This window comes from Caballeronia temeraria, from assembly GCF_001544795.2.
GTDB classification, from domain to species: Bacteria; Pseudomonadota; Gammaproteobacteria; order Burkholderiales; family Burkholderiaceae; genus Caballeronia; species Caballeronia temeraria.
Genome location: NZ_FCOI02000002.1, coordinates 169,279 through 187,330 on the forward strand (window position 1 = coordinate 169,279; position 18,052 = coordinate 187,330).

Below are 18,052 nucleotides of genomic sequence, written 5' to 3' on the forward strand. Positions count from 1 at the left end.
CCGTCAATAGTTTAGCGCGAGCGAACGTGCATTCCGGAAGATTTTCACCGCGTCGGACGTGCTGATTTGACCCTGTGGATAACTCGCGCGACGCCCTCGTTTGGCGTTAGAATCTCGCCTTACTCCCAAATATCCGCCCGCTGCTTCGGCCCGCCGTTCGCCCGCAAACCCTTGCGGCGTAAGCCTCCGGAGCCTGCCTGCTCGGCTGTGCCGGGACTTGTCCGAACGTTCGGCAAGCACGGCCCCGCAGGTGCGGAGCAACCATAACGACCGCATTCGATGAACGATTTCTGGGAACACTGTTCCGCACTGCTCGCGCGGGAACTCACGCCGCAGCAGTACGTCACGTGGATCAAGCCGCTGACCCCGGTCGACTTCGATGCCGGCGCGAACACCCTGCGCATCGCCGCTCCCAATCGCTTCAAGCTCGACTGGGTGAAGAGCCAGTTCTCGGGCCGCATCGCCGATGTCGCCCGCGATTTCTTCAGCGCGCCCATCGACGTGCAATTCGTCCTCGATCCCAAAGCGACCGCCCGCAACGCGATCGGCGGCGGACCGAGCGCCGCGCCCCGGCCGACCGCGAGCGCACCCGTGGCGCCGCGCGCCCCGATGCCGTCGGCGGCTGCGCCTCAGGCGCCTTCCGTCGTCGCGCACGCGAACGCCACCGCGCACATCAACGCGCTCGCCGCGGAAGCCGCGCAGCAGGCGCAAGCCACGCAGGAAGACCAGGCCGATCTCGATCTCCCGAGTCTCGACGCCAACGAAGCCGCCGCGGGCCGTCGCACGTGGCGTCCGGGCAGCGCGCCTTCGCCCGCCAGTGAAAACGATTCCGCCTACGAGCGTTCGAAACTGAACCCGGTCCTGACGTTCGACAACTTCGTCACCGGTAAGGCGAACCAGCTCGCGCGCGCGGCGGCCATCCAGGTCGCGGACAACCCCGGCATTTCGTACAACCCGCTCTTCCTGTATGGCGGCGTGGGCTTGGGCAAGACGCACCTGATTCACGCCATCGGCAATCAGTTGCTGATGGACAAGGCCGGCGCGCGCATCCGCTACATCCACGCGGAGCAATACGTGTCCGATGTGGTGAAGGCGTACCAGCGCAAGGCGTTCGACGACTTCAAGCGCTACTACCACTCGCTCGATCTGCTGCTCATCGACGATATTCAGTTCTTCTCCGGCAAGTCGCGCACGCAGGAAGAATTCTTCTACGCGTTCGAGGCGCTCGTCGCGAACAAGGCGCAGGTCATCATCACGAGCGACACGTATCCGAAGGAAATCTCCGGCATCGACGATCGCCTGATCTCGCGCTTCGACTCCGGTCTCACCGTCGCGATCGAGCCGCCCGAGCTGGAAATGCGCGTCGCGATTCTGATGAGGAAGGCGCAGTCCGAAGGCGTGAGTCTCTCCGAGGACGTCGCGTTTTTCGTCGCGAAGCACTTGCGCTCGAACGTGCGCGAGCTGGAAGGCGCGCTGCGCAAGATCCTCGCGTATTCGAAGTTCCACGGCCGCGACATCACGATCGAGCTGACCAAGGAAGCGCTCAAAGACCTGTTGACGGTGCAGAACCGTCAGATTTCGGTGGAGAACATCCAGAAGACGGTGGCCGATTTCTACAACATCAAGGTCGCCGACATGTATTCGAAAAAGAGGCCGGCTAACATTGCGCGCCCGCGCCAGATCGCGATGTATCTGGCGAAGGAGCTGACGCAGAAGAGCCTGCCCGAGATCGGCGAACTCTTCGGCGGGCGGGATCACACGACCGTCCTGCACGCGGTGCGCAAGATCGCCGCCGAGCGCGGCACCGACGCGCAGTTGAACCACGAACTGCACGTGCTCGAACAGACGCTGAAGGGCTAAGGCTTCGACTGGTGCGCTGCGGAGAACGCACGCGCCATTTATTGCGTTCGACAGGCTGTTTTTTGACGAAAACGTCCCCATTTTTAGGGAGCGGTTCCGTTTTGAGGCACAATATAGGTTTAGCCGTCCGTGGCCTGGACGGCTTTCGAGCGCAGTTTTCGCGAGTGACCGGCGGGGGGCCGGCAACGCGTGTTACGAGGTTGTCCGTTGGGCAAATCTGGTGGCGAAACCGGCGGACAGGCCGTCACATCAACGAAGGAACTCTATGCAACTGGTCAAGACCGAACGAGATAATCTTCTAAGGCCGCTGCAAACCGTAAGCGGCATCGTAGAACGCCGCCATACGTTGCCTATCCTCGCGAATTTGCTCATTACCAAGAACGGCGCGGATGTGTCGTTCCTCTCGACCGACCTCGAACTCCAGATCACGACCCGCGCCGATTTCGGCGTCGGCAGCGACCAGGTCGCCACCACGGTTGCCGCGCGCAAGCTGCTGGACATCCTTCGCGCCATGCCGCCGGGCGAAGTCGTGCTCGATCTGTCCGACAAGCGTCTCACGGTGCGTTCCGGCAAGAGCCGCTTCGCGCTCCAGACGCTCGCCGCCGACGAATTTCCCACCGTCAACCAGGCTACTGACTTCGGCGCGAGCCTGTCGGTTCCGCAGAAGACGTTCCGCCAGTTGCTCGGCATGGTCTATTTCGCGATGGCCCAGCAGGACATCCGTTACTACCTGAACGGCATGCTGCTCGTGGTCGACGGCGACCAGCTGATGGCAGTCGCGACCGACGGCCACCGCCTCGCGTTCTCGTCGATGAAAATCGAAGGTTCGTTCGCGCGTCAGGAAGTCATCATCCCGCGCAAGACGATTCTCGAACTCCAGCGTCTGCTGGAAGACATCGACGATTCGTTGAACATCGACATCGCCGCGACGCAGGTGAAGTTCAGCTTCGGTCAGGTGGAACTGGTGTCGAAGCTCGTCGAGGGCAAGTTCCCCGACTTCCAGCGCGTGATTCCGAAGTCGCACAAGAACACGTTCGAAATCGGCCGTGAAGAATTGCAGCGTTCGCTGCAGCGCGCGGCCATTCTGACGTCCGACAAGTTCAAGGGCGTGCGCTGCCTCGTCGAGCCGGGCCAGCTCAAGATCATGTCGACGAACGCGGACCAGGAAGAAGCGCAGGAAGAACTGGAAATCGCTTATCAGGGCGACACGGTCGATATCGGATTCAACGTCACGTATCTGCTCGACGTGCTCGCGAATCTGAAGGTCGACACGCTGAAAGTCAGCCTCGGCGACGCGAATTCCAGCGCGCTCATCACGATTCCCGAGAACGAGGAATTCAAGTATGTGGTGATGCCGATGCGTATCTGACGCACGCAATACCGAGAACACTCCAAGGGGCGGCGCGCCCCTTTGGCGTTTTTAAGGTGTTTTGAAAAGTTCGAGCAGCAATCGCAGCGTTATCGAAGCAGTGTCGAAGCAGTGACGCAGAACCGGAAGATATCCATGACTGAAAACACAAATTCGCAACCCGACAACAAGCCTGACAACAGCTACGGCGCATCGTCGATCCAGATCCTCGAAGGTCTGGAGGCCGTACGCAAGCGGCCAGGCATGTATATCGGCGATACGTCGGATGGCACCGGTCTGCATCACCTCGTTTTCGAAGTGCTGGACAACTCCATCGACGAAGCGCTCGCGGGCTATTGCGACGACATTCACGTCGTCATCCATGCGGACAATTCCATTTCCGTGACCGACAACGGCCGCGGCGTGCCCACGGGCCTGAAGCGCGACGACAAGCACGATCCAAAGCGCAGCGCCGCCGAAATCGTGATGACGGAGCTGCACGCGGGCGGCAAGTTCGACCAGAACAGCTACAAGGTGTCGGGCGGCCTGCACGGCGTGGGCGTGTCGTGCGTGAACGCGCTCTCGGAGTGGCTGCGCCTCACCGTGCGGCGCGACGGCAAGAAGCACTTCATGGAGTTCGCGCGCGGCGTCGTGCAGAACCGTGAGATCGTCGAGGAAGACGGCGTGCAGTATTCGCCGATGCCGGTCGTCGGCGATACGGAAAATCGCGGCACCGAAGTGCACTTTCTCGCCGATGCAACCATCTTCGGCAATGTCGAATTCCACTACGACATTCTCGCCAAGCGCATGCGCGAACTCTCGTTCCTGAACAACGGCGTGCGCATCCGTTTGACGGATCAGCGCACCGGCAAGGAAGACGATTTCGCGTTCGCGGGCGGCGTAAAGGGCTTCGTCGAGTACATCAACAAAGCGAAGCAGGTGCTGCATCCGACCGTGTTCCACGCTGTCGGCGAGCGCGAGAATGTGACCGTCGAAGTGGCGATGCAGTGGAACGACAGCTTCAACGAAAGCGTGCTCTGCTTCACGAACAACATTCCGCAGCGCGACGGCGGCACGCACCTGACCGGCCTGCGCGCCGCGATGACGCGCGTCATCAACAAGTACATCACGGATAACGACATCGCGAAGAAGGCGAAGGTCGAGACCACCGGCGATGACATGCGTGAGGGTCTGTCGTGCGTGCTGTCGGTGAAGGTGCCGGAGCCAAAGTTCAGCTCGCAGACGAAGGACAAGCTGGTGTCGTCGGAAGTGCGCGCGCCGGTCGAGGAAGTCGTCGCGAAGGCGCTCGAAGATTATCTACAGGAAACGCCGAGCGACGCGAAGATCATCACGGGCAAGATCGTCGATGCGGCGCGGGCGCGTGACGCCGCGCGCAAGGCGCGCGAGATGACGCGTCGCAAGGGCGTGCTCGATGGCATCGGTTTGCCGGGCAAGCTCGCGGATTGCCAGGAGAAGGACCCGGCGAAGTCGGAGATCTATATCGTCGAGGGCGACTCCGCGGGCGGCTCGGCCAAGCAGGGGCGCGACCGCAAGTTCCAGGCAATTTTGCCGCTGCGCGGCAAGGTGCTGAACGTCGAGAAGGCGCGCTTCGACAAGCTGATTTCGTCCGAGCAGATCGTGACGCTGGTGACGGCGCTCGGCTGCGGTATCGGCAAGGACGATTACAACCTCGACAAGCTGCGTTATCACCGCATCATCATCATGACCGATGCTGACGTCGACGGCGCGCACATCCGCACGTTGTTGCTGACGTTCTTCTATCGGCAGATGCCGGAGATCGTCGAGCGCGGGTTTATCTATATCGCGCAGCCGCCGCTGTACAAGATCAAGGCGGGCAAGGACGAGCGGTACATGAAGGACGCGCACGAACTCAATCAGCATATGTTGAGGCTCGCGCTGCAAGGCTCGGAGCTGCTGCCGAGCGAAGGCGCGGATGCCATTTCAGGCGATGCGCTGGGTGAGCTCGCGCGTGCTTATCTGCTGGCTCAGGCTGTCGTGGATCGACTCAGCCGTATTTATGACGCGGCTTCGCTGGAAGCGGTGATGGATGGCGTGGTCATCGATCTGTCGTCGCAGGAAGCAGCGGAAGCATCGGCGAAGCGTCTGGAAGAGCGTCTGCGAGCCGATCCGCTGAAGCCGGAAGTGAGCGTCGAACCGGCATACGATCAGGTGCGCGAGCTGCGTTCGCTGCATATCAAGCGACGTCATCATGGCAACGTGAAGGTCACCGTGTTCGATGAAGACCTCCAGTTGACTGCGGATTACAAGCAGCTCGTCTCGACGGCGGATACGTTCAAGGGCTTGATCGGCGAAGGCGCGTTGATCAAGCGCGGCGAGCGGTCGATGGCCGTGACGGATTTCAAGAGCGCGATGAAGTGGCTGATCGCCGATGCGGAGCGCAACGTATCGAAGCAGCGTTATAAGGGGCTAGGCGAGATGAACCCCGAACAGCTCTGGGAAACGACGATGGATCCGAACGTGCGGCGTTTGTTGCGCGTGCAGATCGAGGATGCGATTGCGGCGGATGGGATTTTTACGACGCTGATGGGCGATGATGTCGAGCCGCGCCGGGCGTTCATCGAGAGTAATGCGCTGCGGGCGGGGAATATTGATGTTTGAGGGGTGAAGATCGCCGGATCAGTCGAACCCGTGTTCGCGTCGAGCGGTTTTTCTTTGTCCGGTCACGCCGACGTTACTTTGCCGCGCCCCAACGGCAACCAAATCTCCGTCACCAGATCCGCCGGCGCGGTCTCCCTCGGATCGTTGACATAAACCTCGAACACCGGCGCCTCTCCCGTCTCTCGCCCGGAGCGCGGCAACCACTCCCCATACAACCACTGATACGCAAAGCAAAGCTGCGCATACGGCCCGACATGCGTAAGCACCGCAAACTCCCCGCCCGCGACCTCGACACGCGAAACCGGCGCCTCAAACCGAACCTCGTCGGGCGAAAACAGCTCGCAGCACGCCATCGACCGAAGCTCGTCTTCGGCCACCGCCGCCGGATCATCGAAATAAATGCCGAGCGAGCGCGCCCGAGGATCGACCAGCCCGCGCACCGCGAGCCAGTGAAACAGCATCTCGAACGCCCGCCCGATGCCCATGTACGACCCGCGATGCTCCATCGCCGCGACCGCAAATCCACGTTGAGTGCGAATATCGACCTGATGCATCGCCGTATCTCCTGATCGAACTTCATCCAAAGGAACGAACATCGAAGCGCCGCCCTCACTGCGAAACTGCCCCGGCGGAATCCGATAACTCGCCTGAAACGCCCGCGAAAACGCCTGCACGCTGCTGTAGCCCGCGTGTTCGGCGATCGAATCGATCGGCACGGCGCCCTGCAACAGCTCGTTCGACGCCCGATGCAGCCGCAAGCGTCGAACGGTCGCCGCCGCCGTCTCGCCGTAAAACGCGTGATAAATCCGATGCCAGTGGTACGGCGACACACACGCCACCTCCGCGAGCCGATTCAGATCGAGCGCATCGTCGAGATGATCGTGGATATACGCGACCACGCGCGCGAGCCGCGTTTCATAAGGCTTTTCGCTCATCGCCAGCTCCGAAAGGAAAGTCGAACCGATTGGCAGGAAAAGTAGCACGACCCGCTTTAGCATTTCTTGCGGACTTGCGCCGACCGCGCCGGCACCAGACACGCGTACACTTTCGCCTTTGGGCGCACGATCGCGCCACGAACCGAGAAATACGAACATGTTCACCTGCCGAAACCAGTCCTGCGGCGCCGATTGGGCGCTGTCGGATGTCGACATCCATAACGAAGGCCAAGGCCTGCTGTTCCGCTGCCCGATGTGCGGCGCGCGCAACTATGTGGCGCGCCACGAGACCAAGGAGGGCGATGTGACCTATGAGCAAGTCCAGGACATCCCGCCCCACGGCAAGCGATAACCCACATGACCACCGACACCTCCTTCAGCAGCCTGCCGATCGCGCCGGCGATGCAGTCGAACCTGCAGCAACTCGGCTATCTGTCGATGACGCCGATCCAGGCCGCGAGCCTGCCGCCGGCGCTCGCGGGCCACGATCTCATCGCGCAGGCGAAAACGGGCAGCGGCAAAACGGCCGCATTCACGCTGCCGCTGCTCGCCAAACTCGACGCAAGCCGGTTCGCGGTGCAGGCGCTCGTTCTCTGTCCGACGCGCGAACTCGCCGATCAGGTCACGCAGGAAATCCGCCGCCTCGCGCGCGCGGAAGAGAACGTGAAAGTGCTGACGCTGTGCGGCGGCACGCCGATGCGTCCGCAAGTCGCGAGTCTTGAGCACGGCGCGCATATCATCGTCGGCACGCCGGGGCGCATCATGGATCACCTGCAGCGCGAAACGCTTTCGCTCGATGCAGTCCGCACGCTCGTCCTCGATGAAGCCGATCGCATGCTCGACATGGGCTTTTTCGACGATATCGCGTCGGTCGCGCGCCAGTGTCCGAAGGATCGCCAGACGCTGCTGTTCTCGGCGACGTATCCGGAAGGCATCGCGAAACTCAGCCAGCAGTTCCTGCGCAATCCGCGCGAGATCAAGCTCACCGAACAGCACAGCAACGCGAAGATCAAGCAGCGCTTCTATCAGGTCGAAGATCACGAGCGCCTGCACGCGGTCGGGTTGCTGCTCGATCACTATCGCCCGGTGAGCACGATCGCGTTCTGCAACACGAAGCAGCAATGCCGCGATCTGCTCGACGTCCTGCGCGCGCAAGGCTTCGAAGCGCTGACGCTGCACGGCGAGCTCGAACAACGCGAGCGCGATCAGGTGCTCGTGCAGTTCGCGAACCGCAGTTGCTCGGTGCTCGTCGCGACCGATGTCGCCGCGCGCGGCCTCGACATCGCGCAACTAGAAGCGGTGATCAACGTCGATGTGACGCCGGACCCGGAAGTGCATGTGCATCGAATCGGCCGCACGGGCCGTGGCGATGAGGAAGGCTGGGCGCTGTCGCTCGCGAGCATGGACGAGATGGGGCGCGTCGGCGCGATCGAAGAGGCGCAGCGCGCGGAAGTGGAATGGCATCCGCTCGACGAACTGACGTCGGCGGAACCTGGTCACCTGAAACCGCCGATGGCGACGCTGCAAATCCTCGGCGGCCGCAAGGACAAGATCCGCCCCGGCGATGTGCTCGGCGCGCTCACCGGCGAAGCGGGCTTCGACAGCAAGCAGATCGGCAAGATCAACGTGATGGACATGGTCACGTATGTGGCCGTCGAGCGGAACGTCGCTGACGACGCGCTGCGCAAGCTGGGCGCGGGCAAGCTCAAGGGCCGCAAGGTGAAAGTGCGGAGAATGTGAGCGGGCTCACGCCTCGCGCGACGGTTCTCCCACGATGCGTTCAGGCGACGGATTGCGCGTCACGAGGCGCAATCCGCTCGCGATACTGCCCGCGCCCGCGAATGCCGCACCGAGCGACAACGCGAGCGCCGGGCCATGCTTTCCGGCGATGCTGAAGCACAACGCGACGAGCGCCGCGCCCGTCGCCTGCCCGATCAGACGCGATGTCGCGATCATGCCGCTCGCGCCGCCGCTGCGTTCACGCGGCGCGCTCGACATGAACGCCTTCAGGTTCGGCGACTGAAAGAAGCCGAAGCCCGCGCCGCAAATCGCCATGCGGATGCAGATCTCCAGCGCATGCGGCTGCGCAGGCAGCATCGCGAGCGACACCATGCCCACGCAGAGAATTGCCAGTCCGATGCCGCCGAGCAGCCCGGGTGACTGACGATCGGACAGCCGTCCCGCAATCGGCGCCATCAACGCGACGAGCGCGGACCACGGCGTCATCAGAAATCCGGTCTCGACCTGGCTGCGGCCCAGCACGCTTTCGAAGAAGAACGGCAGCGACACGAACGCGAGCCCTTGCGCGGCGAACGAGCAGATGGCGGTCATCGTCGAGAGCGCGAACATCGGGCGGCGGAAGAGATCGACGGGCAGCATCGGCGCGGGATGGCCGCGTTCGCGCCGCAAGAGCAGAACGCCCGCGACGAGCGCGACGCCGAACGACGCGAGCACGACACGCGACGGCGCGCGTTGGGCCGCCTCGCCGAGTGCGAAGATCAGCGACGCGAACGTGACGACGTTGAGCAGCGCCGCGAGGCGATCGAAGCCGTGCGCGGCGCGTTTCGTCTGCGGCAGCGACGGCCACGCGATCATCAGCGCGAATACGCCGACCGGCAAGTTGACGGCGAAGAGCCACGGCCACGTGCCGAGCGACAGGACGATGGATGCGACCGTCGGCCCGACCGCGAACGCAATCCCGACGACGAGCGCATTCAACCCGACGCCGCGCCCCAACCGATGCGGCGGAAAGATCGCGCTGATGAGCGCCGCGTTGACGCTCATGATCGCGCTCGCGCCGAGGCCTTGCAGCAAACGCGCGGCGACGAGCGTCGGCAGCGACCACGAGAACGCGCACACCGCCGACGCAATCAGAAACACGATGAGCCCGCCGAGATACACGCGCCGATGGCCGAGGATGCCGCCGAGCGCGGCGAAGGGCAGGAGCGTGGCGACCATCGCGAGCTGATAGGCGTTGATGATCCAGACGGAGGCGGCGGGCGTCGTGTGCAGATCGGCGGCGATCGCGGGCAGCGCGGTGTTGGCGATGGCGGTGTCGAGCGTCGCGAGCGCCACCGAGAGCAGGATCGCGGCCATGCCGCGGCGCTCGAGCGGGGTCATCGGGGCGTCGGGATCGTGAGACAAGTTTTGCGGACGTTCTTCGGTGGGCACGGCGCTGATTCCGGATGTAAGCGGAAGGAGAATAATCCGAAACGATACGGGAAGACGCGCGGTTTCGCTGGACGGCCGCTCGGGAGCTTTCAAAGCGATGTCAGCGGTTATGCTTTTGCGGTCGTGCTTATCGAAGGAGACCAACGATGGCGATACGAATCGTGAGACTGGGGACGCCGCGCGCGGAGAACGAGGGATTGCGCATCGGCACGGTGCGGCGGCCGCCGCGCGGCGTGCCGAAGGCCGAGTTCGCGAAACGCGATTTTTACGATGTGTGGTATCCGGTGCTATCGCCGACGCAGGAACTGGTGACGCAGGCGCTTCACGCGGAGAGCGACAAGGAGTGGCGCGCGTTCGTGAAGAAGTTCAAGGCCGAGATGGCCGAGCCGGATGCGAGCAGGACGCTGGATTTACTGGCGGCGTTGTCGCATAGCGCGAACTTTTCGGTCGGGTGCTATTGCGAGGATGAGGCGCGGTGTCATCGATCGGTGTTGCGGGAGTTGTTGGCGGCGCGAGGGGCGGAGGTGGTTTGAAAGCACGATAGCTAAAAAACCTCGAAGTCTATAATTCGGCTTCACAGTGCGCGCTTCCGGATGAGCGGGCGCGTCAATACTTTCGCTCCGACGTCTGAGTCCCGGTCGTAAAGGACGTCTTGATTGTTCAAGTGATTAGTAGTGCATCCGAGTTAAAAACATAGATTGTTTCAAAAATGTCAACTCAACGTTATTCAGTTACTCCTCATCCGATCGAAACCTTACTTACGTGGGTGAAGTCCGGTGAAATTGCCATTCCGGAAATTCAACGCCCGTTTGTTTGGGAGGCGACTCGTGTCCGAAACCTGCTTGACTCGCTCTATCAGGGATATCCGGTCGGCTACCTCATTGCGTGGAAAAATCCAAATGTAAAGCTCAAGGACGGTTCGACGTCGATGGGCAAGCGGATCTTGATCGACGGTCAGCAGCGTGTCACAGCACTGATGGCTTCGTTGCTCGGTGCGGAGGTTCTGAACGACGACTATGAAACCGTTCAGATTCGCATTGCCTTTAATCCTCAGGAGGAGACGTTCGAAGTATCGAACCCGGCGATTCGCAAGAACAGTGCTTGGTTGCCGGACATAGCGGCGGTCTTCGACGCGCAGACCAGCGTTTTTCAATTGGTCACCGACTACTGCATAGCGAACGATGGATGTACGCAGGACAAGATTTTTAACGTCCTCGAAAAACTGCGTGGCATCGTTCACAATCACGTGGGTGTCATTGAGCTTGCCGAGGATCTCGACATCGAAACGGTCACGGAGATCTTCATTCGAGTCAACTCGGCTGGTGCTTCGCTGTCGCAAGCCGACTTCGCCATGTCGAAGATTGCGGTGAATGAGACGTACGGCGGGAACATGCTTCGCAAAGCGATCGACTATTTCTGCCACTTGGCGGTTGCGCCGGACTTCAGAGCAAAGATCGAGGCATCTGACAAGCGGTTCGTTTCATCCGGGTTTTACGAAAAAATGAAGTGGATCTGCAATGTCAACGATGACATTTACGATCCGACGTACACCGACATGTTGCGCGTTGCATTCACTTCAGAGTTCGGCCGAGGGAAGCTTCAGGACCTCGTTGCTCTTCTGTCCGGGCGAAACTTCGAGACGAAGCAATTTGAAGAGGCTATTGCGGAGCAATCCTTCGGTCAATTGAAAAGCGGAGTGCTTTCGTTCATCAACGAGACGCACTTCAACCGTTTTACGATGATCCTGCGCTCTGCCGGATTCGTCTCTAAATCGCTCATCAGCAGTCAGAATGCAGTGAATTTCGCCTACGTTCTCTATCTTCGGGGGCGCAAGAACGGTATTCCTGCCCCGGAACTTGAGCGGATTGTCCGGCGCTGGTTCGCAATGTCCACGCTTCGGGGGCGCTATAGCGGATCTCCGGAGTCGCAGTTCGACTTCGATATCCGGCAAGTCGAATCGCAAGGCGTCAAGCAATACGTGGACGCAGTAATCGCAAACGAATTGCCGGATAGTTTCTGGACCGGAATGCTGCCGCAGTTCATGACGACGTCTTCGATTAAGAGTCCATATTTTCTATGTTATATGGCTGCGCAGGCGAAGCTTGGCGATAAGGGATTTCTCTCTCGGGATATCACAGTGATGGATCTGTTGCTCAATCAGGCGGACGTGCACCATCTCTATCCCAAGAAGCATCTTGCCAATCAGCAATTCAAGGCAGCCATGTATAACCAGATCGCTAACTACGTCGTAGCACAAAGCGAAATTAACATCGCGATTGGCGCAAAGGATCCGAAAGTCTATTTCGAGGAACTCTTGATGCAATGCACGGGCGGAGACAAAAAGTACGGTGGCATTGACAAACGAGAAGATATCATTTCAAACCTTGAAGCCAACTGCGTTCCGATCTCCATGCTCTATGGAAATATCGACGAATACGACGTCTTTCTGGAGGAGCGTAGAAAGCTAATGGCTCTAAAGATTAAGGCTTGGTTCGAAGTGCTCTGACGGATTCCGAGGCACATCTCGGCAGGTCGTGTTCGATGGCTGAGAGAGCGAGGGCAACTCGGCCCTCCTTTCTCGTCGAACGACCATCGTTCGTCCAGCTGTTGTGGCGAGACGACCAATGCCGATCGGATAGAAAAACAAAAAGCCCGGTCAGCTTTCGCTAACCGGGCTTCGTAATGCTTGGTGGGGCGTGAGTGACTCGAACACTCGACCTACGGATTAAGAGTCCGCTGCTCTACCAACTGAGCTAACGCCCCAACAGAAGCGAAATTATAGCGGGTGTTTTTGCAGGAGCGCAAGGCCCTACGACGAAAATTCTTAACTTTCTGACGAAGTCATTCTTGAAGCGCATCGGCGGGTGCGCGACGCACCGGTATCATGACGCATCTTCATCGACTGCATCGCGAAAAAGAACCATGGACGAAACCGCCATCCGCGCCTTGCTCGACGACATCCTCGCGCCGTGGGTGAAGGAACTGCACCTCGCGCCCGACGCCATCGCCGAAAATGCCGTCACGCTGCGTCTGCCGTATTCGGAGCATCTGCGTCACGCGGGCGGCGTCATCTGCGGTCAGGTCTTCATGGCCGCCGCCGATACCGCGATGGTCGTCGCCGTCTCGCACGTTCTCGGTGGCTTCCAGCCGATGACCACCGTCTCCCTGAACACGACCTTCATGCGTCCGGTAAAAGCCGGCGACGTGCTCATCACCGCGCACATCCAGCGCCGCGGCCGCAATCTCGTCTTCGGCGAAATCGACATGCACGACGAGCACGGCGAACTCGCCGCCCACGCCACCACCACTTACGCGCTCATCAACAAATAAATGTTCGACCAGGTCGTATTCGCCGGCGGCGGCAACCGCTGCTGGTGGCAAGCCGGTTTCTGGGACGTCATCCGCCCGGAACTGAGTCTGAAGCCGCGCGTGATCGCGGGCATATCGGCGGGCGCGGCCACCGCGTGCATGCTCTACACGAACGAGTCGCGCTGGGTGATGGACTACTACGCCCACGCCCTGCGCGACAACACGCGTAACGCCTACTGGGGCAACCTGCTGCGCGGACGATCCGTGTTTCCGCACTACCGCATCTATCGTCAGGCGCTGCTCGACATCTTCGCGGATCGCTTCCACGAACTCGCGAATGCGCCCGAGATCCGCATCGGCGTGTCGCATCTGCCGCGCTGGCTCGGCGCGCGCAGCGCGGTGGCGGCGGGTCTCATCGCGTACAACATCGAAAAATATGTGCGCAAGACGCTGCATCCGACGCTCGGTCAGGCGCTCGGCTTCCATCCGGAATTCGTGCGCGCGCAGGAATGCGCGACGATCGAAGATCTCGCCGATCTCATCCTGCAATCGTCGAGCACGCCGCCGTTCACGCCCATCCTCCGGCGCAACGGCCGTCCGGTCCTCGACGGCGGCATGGTCGACAACGTCCCCGTCTCCGCGCTCGATGCGTCGCCGGGACTCGTCCTCGTGATGGTCACGCGCCCCTATCCGCGCGAGCGCATGTTCGTCGTGCCGCACGGCGAGCAGACGCGCCTCTACATTCAGCCATCGCGCAAGGTGCCGATTTCGAGCTGGGACTATACGAGCCCGGCCCAAATGCAACATGCTTATGACCTGGGCCGCGCGGACGGCGACGATTTTCTGAAACGCCTTCCGCGTCTGATGGAAACCGCTTCGCATCTGGCTTGAGGAGCACACCGTGGCGAAGAAGCACACGTACGAACTGACCGTCGACTGGACGGGCAATCTCGGTTCCGGCACATCCGCCTACGACGCGTATTCGCGCGATCACCTCGTGCGCGTCGGCGCCAAGACGGCGATCGAGGCGTCGAGCGATCCGGCGTTTCGCGGCAACCCCGCGCGTCACAATCCGGAGGAGTTGTTCGTGGCGTCGCTGTCGTCGTGCCACATGCTCTGGTATCTGCACCTGTGCGCGACGAACAAGATCGCCGTGACCGGTTATGTCGATGAAGCCATCGGCACGATGCAGGAGGAATCGAAAGGGGACGGGCGCTTTGTCGACGTGCTCTTGCGCCCGAAAGTGACGGTCGGCGCCGGCAGCGACGCCGGTCTTGCGGCGCGCCTGCACGAAGAGGCGCACCGCTTTTGCTTCATCGCGAACTCGGTGAATTTTCCGGTGCGCTGCGAGCCGACGATCGAAGTTTCATCGCTCTGAGCGTGATGAATCTCAACGGCGGCGCGCGTGGTGGAGCGCTTCCTTGTTGAAGACGCTCGACGTATCGCCCGAATCGAACGCGAGGATGTTCCGGAACGCCGCGCCGAAGTACAGTTCGTAGCTCTCGCGCTCCACATAGCCGATGTGCGGCGTGCAGATCACGTTCTCGAGGCGCAGCAGGCCATAGCCTTGCAGAATCGGCTCGCTCTCGAAGACATCGACCGCAACCATGCCCGGCCGGTTGTGATGCAGCGAGTTGAGCAGCGCATTCTCTTCGAGCAACTCCGCTCGGCTCGTGTTGACGAACAACGCGGTCGGCTTCATGCGCATCAGATCATCCTGCTTGACGATGCCCGTCGTTTCGTCGGTGAGACGCAGATGCAGCGTGAGCACGTCGCTCTGTTCGAACAGCGCTTCGCGGCTTTCGGCCACGTCGAATCCGTCTTCACGCGCCGCGCTCTGCGAGTGCTCGCGGCCGTAGACGAGCACGTTCATGCCGAACGCCTTGCCGTAGCCCGCCACCAGCTTGCCGATCTTGCCGTAGCCCCAGATGCCGAGCGTCTGGCCGCGCAGCACCTGACCCAGCCCGAAATTCGGCGGCAACGCCGATGTCTTCAGTCCCGACTGCTGCCACGCGCCTTGCTTCAGGTTTGCGACGTACTGCGGAATGCGCCGCTGCGCCGACATGATCAGCGCCCACGTCAGCTCGGCGGGCGCAACCGGCGAACCCGTGCCTTCGAGCACCGCGATGCCGCGCTCGGTACACGCGTCGATGTCGATATGCCCGCCGCCCGCGCGCCCGGTCTGGCTGATCATGCGCAGTTTCGGGCATTTATCGAGCAGTTGAGAGCTGATGCGTGTGCGTTCGCGGATCAGCACGAGCGCGTCCACTTCGGAAAGTCGGCTGGCCAGTTGCCCGAGACCGCGCACCGTGTTGTTGAAGACCTTCACCTCATGGTCATCGAGCAAATGGAAGCAATCCAGCTTCCGGACGGCGTCCTGGTAGTCGTCGAGGATGGCGATTTTCATGGGCATTGGCTGGCTTCTGTTAGGCATCAAACGTGCTGCTTTTTTATGGAGAGTGAGAATAGAGCACTTAACTTCGGGTAAATACCGATAAATTGCGCTCTATTCATCGTTATTGCGCTGCATCAACGAGTTCGTACGATGCGGTGTTATGCTTGACTCCCATTTTTCAGGAGCCTCGTGCGACCGCGCCAAAGTCGAGCGTTTCAGCGCAAGTAGCGGAAAACACGGTGATCCGCGGAAGGACAGGCCACTTAGTATCTCTTTTTAACAGTTTGTTCCTTTGCGACGCAAGCCGCGAACCGCTAGGGTTTGCTGTGTAGAGATTTCGTACCCGTGACGCCGCATTGGCTCGCGAACCGCATTTCGTGCGATGAAAGCATGTAGCGCACACGCACGAAAGCGCCCGGCGGTTCGAGTCGCACACGCCTCTCGCATGCAGCGTTGACGGGTGATTGGTTTTCATTGCAGAAGAACGGAGATAACTCGATGAACCAGCCCGCAGTAGTCGAAGACAACAATAAAAACGCCGTCGAAATCGAGGCGCCGGCTTACGTCCGGCACCGACGACTCATCGAATGGGTCCAGCACATTGCGGCCCTGACGAAACCGGATCGTATCGAATGGTGCGACGGGTCGCAGGAAGAATACGACCGGCTCTGCCAGCAGATGGTCGAAGCCGGCACAATGAAGAAGCTCAATCCCGAGAAACGCCCGAATTCCTTCCTCGCGTGCTCGGACCCGTCTGATGTCGCGCGCGTCGAAGATCGCACGTTCATCTGCTCGCAGCGTCCCGAAGACGCCGGCCCCACGAACAACTGGATCGATCCGCAGGAAATGCGCGTGACGCTCGACGGCCTGTTCGACGGCTCCATGCGCGGCCGCACGATGTACGTCGTGCCGTTCTCGATGGGCCCGCTCGGCTCGCCGATCGCGCATATCGGCGTGGAATTGTCGGACAGCCCGTATGTCGTGACGAACATGCGCATCATGACGCGCATGGGCCGCGCCGTGTACGACGTGCTGGGCGCGGACGGCGAGTTCGTGCCGTGCGTGCATTCGGTGGGCGCGCCGCTTGGTCGTGGCCGCAAGGACGTGCCGTGGCCGTGCAACGACACGAAGTACATCGTTCATTTCCCCGAAAAGCGCGAAATCTGGAGCTTCGGCTCGGGCTACGGCGGCAATGCGCTGCTCGGCAAGAAGTGTTTCGCGCTGCGCATCGCGTCGACGATGGGCCGCGACGAAGGCTGGCTCGCCGAGCACATGCTGATTCTCGGCGTGACATCGCCGCAAGGGCGCAAATATCACGTCGCGGCGGCGTTTCCGTCGGCGTGCGGCAAGACCAACTTCGCGATGCTGATTCCGCCGAGCGATCTGAACGGCTGGAAGGTGACGACCATCGGCGACGATATCGCCTGGATCAAGCCGGGCCGCGACGGGCGTCTTTACGCGATCAATCCGGAAGCGGGCTATTTCGGCGTCGCGCCCGGCACGAGCGAAAAGACCAACTTCAACGCGATGGCCACGCTGAAGGAAAACGTGATCTTCACCAACGTCGCGCTGACCGACGACGGCGATGTCTGGTGGGAAGGCATGACCGACACGCCGCCCGCGCATCTGATCGACTGGCAGGGCCGCGACTGGACGCCCGCGATCGCGAAGGAAACGGGCGCGAAGGCCGCGCATCCGAACGCGCGCTTCACGGCGCCGGCGTCGCAGTGTCCGTCGATCGATGCCGACTGGGAGAATCCGGCCGGCGTGCCGATCGACGCGTTCATCTTCGGCGGACGCCGCTCGAACACGGTGCCGCTCGTGACCGAAGCGCGCGACTGGAAGGAAGGCGTCTACATGGCCGCGACGATGGGCTCCGAAACCACCGCCGCCGCCGCGGGCCAGCAGGGCGTCGTGCGCCGCGATCCGTTCGCGATGCTGCCTTTCTGCGGTTACAACATGGCCGATTATTTCGGCCACTGGCTGAAAATGGGCGAGCGCCTCGAAGCGACCGACGCAAAAGCACCGAAGTTCTTCTGCGTGAACTGGTTCCGCAAGGGCGACGACGGCAAGTTCGTGTGGCCGGGCTTCGGCGAGAACATGCGCGTGCTGAACTGGATGATCGGACGCATCGAAGGCACGGCGAAGGGCGAGGAGCACGCGTTCGGTATTTCGCCGCGTTACGAGGACATCGGCTGGGGCGCGCTCGGCTTCTCGCGCGAGCAGTTCGAGCAGGTCATTTCCGTCGACGACACCGCCTGGCGCGACGAACTCGCCCTCCACGACGAGCTTTTCGCGAAACTGAAGCACGGTTTGCCCGACGCATTGCCGGAGGCCAAGGCCAACATGGAAAAGCGTCTGGCCGCCTGAGCGAATCGATCGGCGTGACGATGC

14 protein-coding genes and 1 tRNA gene are annotated in these 18,052 nt (G+C 61.4%); 11 read left to right on the top strand and 4 right to left on the bottom strand.

What is annotated here, in order from left to right; genetic code table 11:
• Nucleotides 1-279: 279 nt before the first annotated feature.
• The 3 genes from dnaA to gyrB all read left to right on the top strand — a co-directional run bounded on the left by dnaA (nucleotide 280) and on the right by gyrB (nucleotide 5,848).
• Nucleotides 280-1,860 carry a chromosomal replication initiator protein DnaA gene (gene dnaA / locus AWB76_RS03270; protein WP_061158692.1) on the top strand — a complete coding sequence of 527 codons (1,581 nt, stop codon included), beginning with the start codon at nucleotides 280-282 and terminating at the stop codon, nucleotides 1,858-1,860.
• 265 nt (nucleotides 1,861-2,125) lie between these two features.
• Nucleotides 2,126-3,229, top strand: coding sequence for a DNA polymerase III subunit beta (dnaN, locus tag AWB76_RS03275; RefSeq protein WP_061158693.1), 1,104 nt, complete (start codon nucleotides 2,126-2,128; stop codon nucleotides 3,227-3,229).
• 135 nt (nucleotides 3,230-3,364) lie between these two features.
• A complete protein-coding gene (gyrB, locus tag AWB76_RS03280) occupies nucleotides 3,365-5,848 on the top strand; it encodes a DNA topoisomerase (ATP-hydrolyzing) subunit B (protein WP_061158994.1) in 2,484 nt (827 codons plus the stop codon).
• 62 nt (nucleotides 5,849-5,910) lie between these two features.
• Here the strand turns inward: gyrB and AWB76_RS03285 are convergent, their stop codons facing one another.
• Entirely contained in the window at nucleotides 5,911-6,783 is an 873-nt protein-coding gene (locus AWB76_RS03285; protein ID WP_061158995.1) for an AraC family transcriptional regulator, read from the bottom strand.
• A gap of 157 nt (nucleotides 6,784-6,940) precedes the next feature.
• Here AWB76_RS03285 and AWB76_RS03290 point away from each other — a divergent pair, with 157 nt between their 5' ends.
• Together AWB76_RS03290 and dbpA are read left to right on the top strand one after the other, a co-directional pair.
• Entirely contained in the window at nucleotides 6,941-7,135 is a 195-nt protein-coding gene (locus AWB76_RS03290) for a hypothetical protein (RefSeq protein WP_061158694.1), read from the top strand.
• A 5-nt stretch (nucleotides 7,136-7,140) separates the two neighbouring features.
• Nucleotides 7,141-8,523, top strand: coding sequence for an ATP-dependent RNA helicase DbpA (gene dbpA / locus AWB76_RS03295; protein WP_061158695.1), 1,383 nt, complete (start codon nucleotides 7,141-7,143; stop codon nucleotides 8,521-8,523).
• A gap of 6 nt (nucleotides 8,524-8,529) precedes the next feature.
• Here the strand turns inward: dbpA and AWB76_RS03300 are convergent, their stop codons facing one another.
• Complete coding sequence (locus AWB76_RS03300) at nucleotides 8,530-9,903, bottom strand: MFS transporter (protein ID WP_061158996.1); 1,374 nt, start codon at nucleotides 9,901-9,903, stop codon at nucleotides 8,530-8,532.
• A 197-nt stretch (nucleotides 9,904-10,100) separates the two neighbouring features.
• Here AWB76_RS03300 and AWB76_RS03305 point away from each other — a divergent pair, with 197 nt between their 5' ends.
• Together AWB76_RS03305 and AWB76_RS03310 are read left to right on the top strand one after the other, a co-directional pair.
• The gene (locus AWB76_RS03305; RefSeq protein WP_061158696.1) at nucleotides 10,101-10,487 is read left to right on the top strand and encodes a DUF488 domain-containing protein; all 387 of its coding nucleotides are present in this window, start codon (nucleotides 10,101-10,103) and stop codon (nucleotides 10,485-10,487) included.
• Nucleotides 10,488-10,663: 176 nt separating this feature from the next.
• The gene (locus AWB76_RS03310) at nucleotides 10,664-12,460 is read left to right on the top strand and encodes a GmrSD restriction endonuclease domain-containing protein (protein ID WP_061158697.1); all 1,797 of its coding nucleotides are present in this window, start codon (nucleotides 10,664-10,666) and stop codon (nucleotides 12,458-12,460) included.
• A gap of 181 nt (nucleotides 12,461-12,641) precedes the next feature.
• Here AWB76_RS03310 and AWB76_RS03315 read toward each other — a convergent pair.
• Nucleotides 12,642-12,717 (bottom strand) — tRNA-Lys (locus tag AWB76_RS03315).
• Between the two features lie 159 nt (nucleotides 12,718-12,876).
• On the opposite strand from AWB76_RS03315, the gene AWB76_RS03320 reads away from it, so the two are divergent.
• Genes AWB76_RS03320 through AWB76_RS03330 form a run of 3 tightly spaced genes read left to right on the top strand, consistent with a single transcriptional unit; the run spans nucleotide 12,877 to nucleotide 14,641 of the window.
• On the top strand, nucleotides 12,877-13,284 hold the full coding sequence (locus tag AWB76_RS03320) for a PaaI family thioesterase (RefSeq protein ID WP_061158698.1): 408 nt from the start codon (nucleotides 12,877-12,879) through the stop codon (nucleotides 13,282-13,284).
• Nucleotides 13,285-14,154, top strand: coding sequence for a patatin-like phospholipase family protein (locus AWB76_RS03325; protein WP_061158699.1), 870 nt, complete (start codon nucleotides 13,285-13,287; stop codon nucleotides 14,152-14,154).
• Nucleotides 14,155-14,164: 10 nt separating this feature from the next.
• Entirely contained in the window at nucleotides 14,165-14,641 is a 477-nt protein-coding gene (locus AWB76_RS03330; protein WP_061158700.1) for an OsmC family protein, read from the top strand.
• Between the two features lie 12 nt (nucleotides 14,642-14,653).
• Here AWB76_RS03330 and AWB76_RS03335 read toward each other — a convergent pair whose 3' ends face one another.
• Nucleotides 14,654-15,670, bottom strand: coding sequence for a D-2-hydroxyacid dehydrogenase family protein (locus AWB76_RS03335; RefSeq protein WP_061158701.1), 1,017 nt, complete (start codon nucleotides 15,668-15,670; stop codon nucleotides 14,654-14,656).
• 486 nt (nucleotides 15,671-16,156) lie between these two features.
• Between AWB76_RS03335 and AWB76_RS03340 the strand changes: the two genes are divergently transcribed.
• On the top strand, nucleotides 16,157-18,028 hold the full coding sequence (locus tag AWB76_RS03340; RefSeq protein WP_061158702.1) for a phosphoenolpyruvate carboxykinase (GTP): 1,872 nt from the start codon (nucleotides 16,157-16,159) through the stop codon (nucleotides 18,026-18,028).
• The last annotated feature ends 24 nt before the right edge of the window (nucleotides 18,029-18,052 follow it).